Genomic DNA, 4,395 nt, shown 5'->3' on the forward strand with positions numbered 1-4,395 from the left:
CGCTACTCGGTCAGCGAGCATCACGGTGGAGGGGCGGTGGGCCACAATCAATGCCGTGGTGGTGCCCAGTACTTCGCGCAGCGCCTTCTCTACCGCTGCCTCGGTCGTGACGTCCAGAGCTGATAGAGGATCGTCGAGCACCAAGATGCTGGGCTGAACGGCAATGGCTCGAGCAAGAGCTAAGCGCTGACGCTGACCACCGGAGAGACTGAGGCCTTCTTCGCCGATCTTGCTTTCCACGCCCTTGGGCAGGCTGCGGGCAAAGTCTGCTTGGGCAATGTCAAGAGATTCCTGAAGGAGGGCTTCGCCCTCGGCAAGCAATGCGGTGTTTTCTGTGTCTGTCAGGTCTTCACGGCCAAGCAAAACATTGTCACGCACGGAGATAGAGAAGAGGGTGGCATCTTCGAACGCCATGGCCACGCGGGTGCGGAGGCTTTCAATGTTGACGTCTCTGATGTCCACGCCATCGATCAAGATCCGACCGCCGGTGACGTCAAACAATCTGGTGGTCAAAGCCGTGAGGCTGGTTTTTCCGCACCCGGTCAGACCCACTAACGCCATGGTCTCACCTGGCTTGATGGTCAGGTTCACGCCATCAATGAGGTCAGGAACATGTGCGGGGGAGTCTTCGTAGCGGAAATGGACGTCTTCAAATACGAGCTCACCAGGACCGGCGGGAACATCTTTCGCATCCCGCACTTCCAAGATCTCGATGGGAGTGTCCATCACTTCGTGGAAGCGGTTGAGTGAGCTTGCTGCCTCAATAGAGATAGAGAGCATGGGGGCAATGGACTGCATAGGTCCCTTGAGCAGTGCTGCAGTGGCGAAGAACGCAATCAGAGTTCCCACAGAAACAATGCCTTGCTCTGCTTCGATAATTCCGATGAGCAAGGTGATGGCGAATCCCAGGTCTGGAATCAGGAGCATCCAGAACCACATCTGGCCATTGGCCTTGCCCTTGGCAAGTTCCGTTCCGCGCAGGATGTTGGCCTGCTCGAGGAATTCTTCGAGAGCTTCACCGGCGCGACCAAATGACTTCAGCACACGGATGCCGTGAACGGATTCTTCAATGGCAGTGGCGAGGTCACCCTGCTGGTCTTGAGAGTTTCTGGCCAGAGTGGTGAAGGTGCGCTGGAAGCGCAGGCTGATGATGATCAAAGGCAGTGAGCAGATAAGGAAGATGGCACCCAGCACTGCATTGAACGCAAAGAGCAAGGTGAAACCTGCCACGAGCATGATGGTGCTAGTGACGAGCTGAACCAGGGCAAACGAAATCCATCTGCGCACGGTGCTGATGTCACCCATGGCACGAGAGAGCAGCTGACCGCTTTGCCACTTGTCATGGAAAGAAACGGGGAGCTTCTGAAGGTGGACATAGATGGCGTTCCGCATCTTGCCTTCGAGATGAACACCGGGAGCCAACGTAATCCAGCGGCGCAGGTAGATGAAGATGACTTCGGCCATGCCGAGCCCGAAGATCACGGCGACGCCAGGCACAATTTGTGCCACGTCGCCGGTGCTCAGTGGGTTGTCAACCAGCCAGCGCAGGGCGAAAGGAATGGTTAGCGCGGTAGCTACAGCAGCGAGAGAAACAAAGATTCCCACGAAGAGGAGAGGCAGTGCACCCTGCACGAATGGGTACACCCGACGCAGGCTGCTGAATGTGCTCAGCTGACCGCTCTGCTGCTGGGTAATTGCCACGCTGCTCCTGTTTCGACCTCTCAATGTACCAACTGGAATAGGGGCACAGTTATTCCCGATTTGCAGGTCACCGTCCAGCTGGCGGGACACTCTCCATGCCGGAACTCTGCTTGATTCACTCCTGCGGTCGTAACCTGAATTTATGCACCAGAACCTGCGCTTAGGCAATGACCGCCGTGATGTTCTCCAGTCCACTATCGATACCGTGACGCAGGTCTGGGAAGGCTTTGATTACGCCCGTGAGAGTGAACCTGAGCTCACAACAGAAACGGCTGCTCTCCTTTCAGAGACTCTGCCAGAGCTGGGTATGCAGCACACTGTCGCACTGGGTCAAGCCGTCGATGTCCTCGACCAATCTCTCGCACAGTCACGACCCCGCTTCCTTGCATACATCGGCTCGAGTGGTCTCGAGATTGGCGCGGTTGCTGACTTCCTCGCCGCCTCTTATGACATCAACCTGGCAGTAGATGCGAGGGCAGCGTCCACTCTTGAGGTTCAGACCAGTAAGTGGCTGGGAGAGTTCATTGGCTTCCCCAACGCGCGTGGACTCTTCACCTCTGGTGGAACCGTCAGCAACATCACTGCGCTCGCAGCAGCTCGTCACCGCGCTGTCCCTGAGTCCAGAGAGATGGGCAACACCGTGCCCATGGCGGTTTATGTCTCGAGCGAAGCTCACTATTCCAACAAACGTGCAGTTGAGCTCCTCGGCCTCGGCACCCGTGCCGTGCGCTCCATTCGTATTGATGACGAACACCGCATGGTGCCTGCTGCTCTCGAGGAGCAGATTAAGGCGGACATTGCTGCTGGTGTGAAACCAATGTGCATCATTGCCAGTGCGGGCACCACACTGACGGGCGCAATTGATCCTCTGCGTGAAATTGCCCGTATTGCAAAGACCTATGACATCTGGATGCACGTGGATGGTGCCTATGGGGCTCCTGCTGCTGGCACCGATACTGCTCGGGAGCTCTTTGATGGCATTGAGCTAGCTGACTCGGTCACCATCGATGCCCACAAGTGGTTGTTTGTTCCTAAGGCCTGCTCAATTGTGTTGGTCAAGGACTACGCAGCCTTGGCTGCGACCTTTGGCCACAACGAGGCCTACATGCCTCACGAAGGTGAAGAGCCCAACCCGGTTGATGTGACGCTCGAGTACTCACGTCCACTGCGTGCACTCAAGCTGTGGCTGGGATTCAAAGCTCATGGTGCGTCAGAGTTCCGCTCTGCCATTGCGAAGAACATTGACCTTGCTCAAGAAACGTATTCACGTGCCAGTGTGAATACGTCTTATCGAGTTCTGCCTCACCGCCCGCAACTGTCTATCGTTCCGCTGCAACACATTCCTCATGGGATGACCGACCCACAGAAAATCAGCGAACACAACGCAGCGTTGTGTTCTGCCATTGAGAAAGATGGCCGCGTCTTCCTTTCTCCAGCTGTGATCAATGGAGAGACCTGGTTGCGCCCGTGCTTTACGAATTTCCGCACTGAACTCAGTGATGTCGACGTCTTGTTCGAGGTCATTGAAGACCTCGGAAAGAAGATCTAGGTCATCCTGATTTCTGCTGGCAGTGCCAGACTTGAAGCTATGAGCAAAGCCATTGTCGTTTCCGAGTTCGGTGACTCTTCCGTCCTGAACTTCACCGAGGTCGAGGCACCTGTTGCTGGCCCCGGCCAAGTGCTCGTGCGGATGCGTGCCATCGGTGTGAACTTCATTGAGATTTATCAACGTAAAGGCATTTATTCCATCCCACTTCCCCACATCTTGGGTAACGAAGGCATGGGTGTCATCGAAGCACTCGGCGAGGGCGTGACCAACCTGGAGGTTGGTCAACGCATTGCCTTCACCGATGGCATCTCGACCTATGCCGAGCTGGCACTCGTGCCAGCAGATAAGGCGTTGTTGATTCCTGCCGGCATGGATGACCTCACCGCTGCCTCACTTCCCCTGCAGGGTATGACCGCTCATTACCTCGCTGCCTCAACTTTCCCTCTCGGCCCCGAGCACACTGCCCTGATTCACGCAGGTGCCGGTGGTGTTGGCCTGCTGTTGATTCAGTTGGCCAAGATGCGCGGTGCTCGGGTGTTCACGACCGTCTCTGACGAACACAAGGCAGAACTCGCTCGAGCAGCTGGTGCTGACGAGGTTCTCTCGTATGACGGTTTTGATGTTCGCGTGCGCGAACTGACCAATGGCCGCGGTGTTGACGTGGTCTATGACGGCGTGGGTCAGGCCACCTTTGACCGCTCGCTCCTGTCCTTGGCCATCCGCGGAACCATGGTTCTCTTTGGTGCTGCCTCTGGGCCTGTTCCTGAGTTTGATCTGCAGCGCCTGAATTCAGGTGGTTCGCTGTTTATTACGCGACCCACACTGTGGAATTACTTGTTAACCGCCGAAGAGCGCAATTGGCGCTGGGCTGAGCTCACAGACGCCGTCGTTGCGGGCAAACTCGACGTTCGTATCGGTGGGACATATCCACTTGCAGAGGCTGCCCAGGCCCATGACGACTTGGCTGGGCGCAAAACCACGGGCAAACTTTTATTACTTCCCTAGAAAGAACAGGCAATTATGAACAAGGGCGAATACCAGATCCTGCACCGTCAGTCTTCTGACTACGACAGGACTCTGCTCAGCGACGAAGGTGTTGAATCGGTCACCCTCGGTGAGCACACCTTTACCTCTGTTTCTCCCGA

General features: G+C 56.2%; 3 protein-coding genes. 2 read left to right on the forward strand and 1 reads right to left on the reverse strand.

Annotation, left to right across the window (positions count from 1 at the left end):
* On the reverse strand, positions 1–1,701 hold a 1,701-nt coding region (locus tag Q0362_RS07010; protein ID WP_298121791.1), incomplete at its 3' end, for an ABC transporter ATP-binding protein.
* A gap of 142 nt (positions 1,702–1,843) precedes the next feature.
* Here Q0362_RS07010 and Q0362_RS07015 point away from each other — a divergent pair.
* Together Q0362_RS07015 and Q0362_RS07020 are read left to right on the forward strand one after the other, a co-directional pair.
* Positions 1,844–3,250 carry an aminotransferase class V-fold PLP-dependent enzyme gene (locus tag Q0362_RS07015; RefSeq protein WP_298121794.1) on the forward strand — a complete coding sequence of 469 codons (1,407 nt, stop codon included), beginning with the start codon at positions 1,844–1,846 and terminating at the stop codon, positions 3,248–3,250.
* Between the two features lie 39 nt (positions 3,251–3,289).
* Positions 3,290–4,255: a quinone oxidoreductase gene (locus tag Q0362_RS07020; RefSeq protein ID WP_298121797.1), complete on the forward strand. Its 966-nt coding sequence runs from the start codon at positions 3,290–3,292 to the stop codon at positions 4,253–4,255.
* Positions 4,256–4,395 lie beyond the last annotated feature (140 nt).

Origin of the sequence: uncultured Aurantimicrobium sp., from assembly GCF_936931525.1 — a bacterium.
Lineage (GTDB): Bacteria > Actinomycetota > Actinomycetes > Actinomycetales > Microbacteriaceae > Aurantimicrobium.

Bases quoted from the DNA above. Each gene is read 5' to 3' on its own strand.
- Q0362_RS07015 (WP_298121794.1), top strand. From the start codon at position 1,844: ATGCACCAGAACCTGCGCTTAGGCAATGACCGCCGTGATGTTCTCCAG.
- Q0362_RS07020 (WP_298121797.1), top strand. From the start codon at position 3,290: ATGAGCAAAGCCATTGTCGTTTCCGAGTTCGGTGACTCTTCCGTCCTG.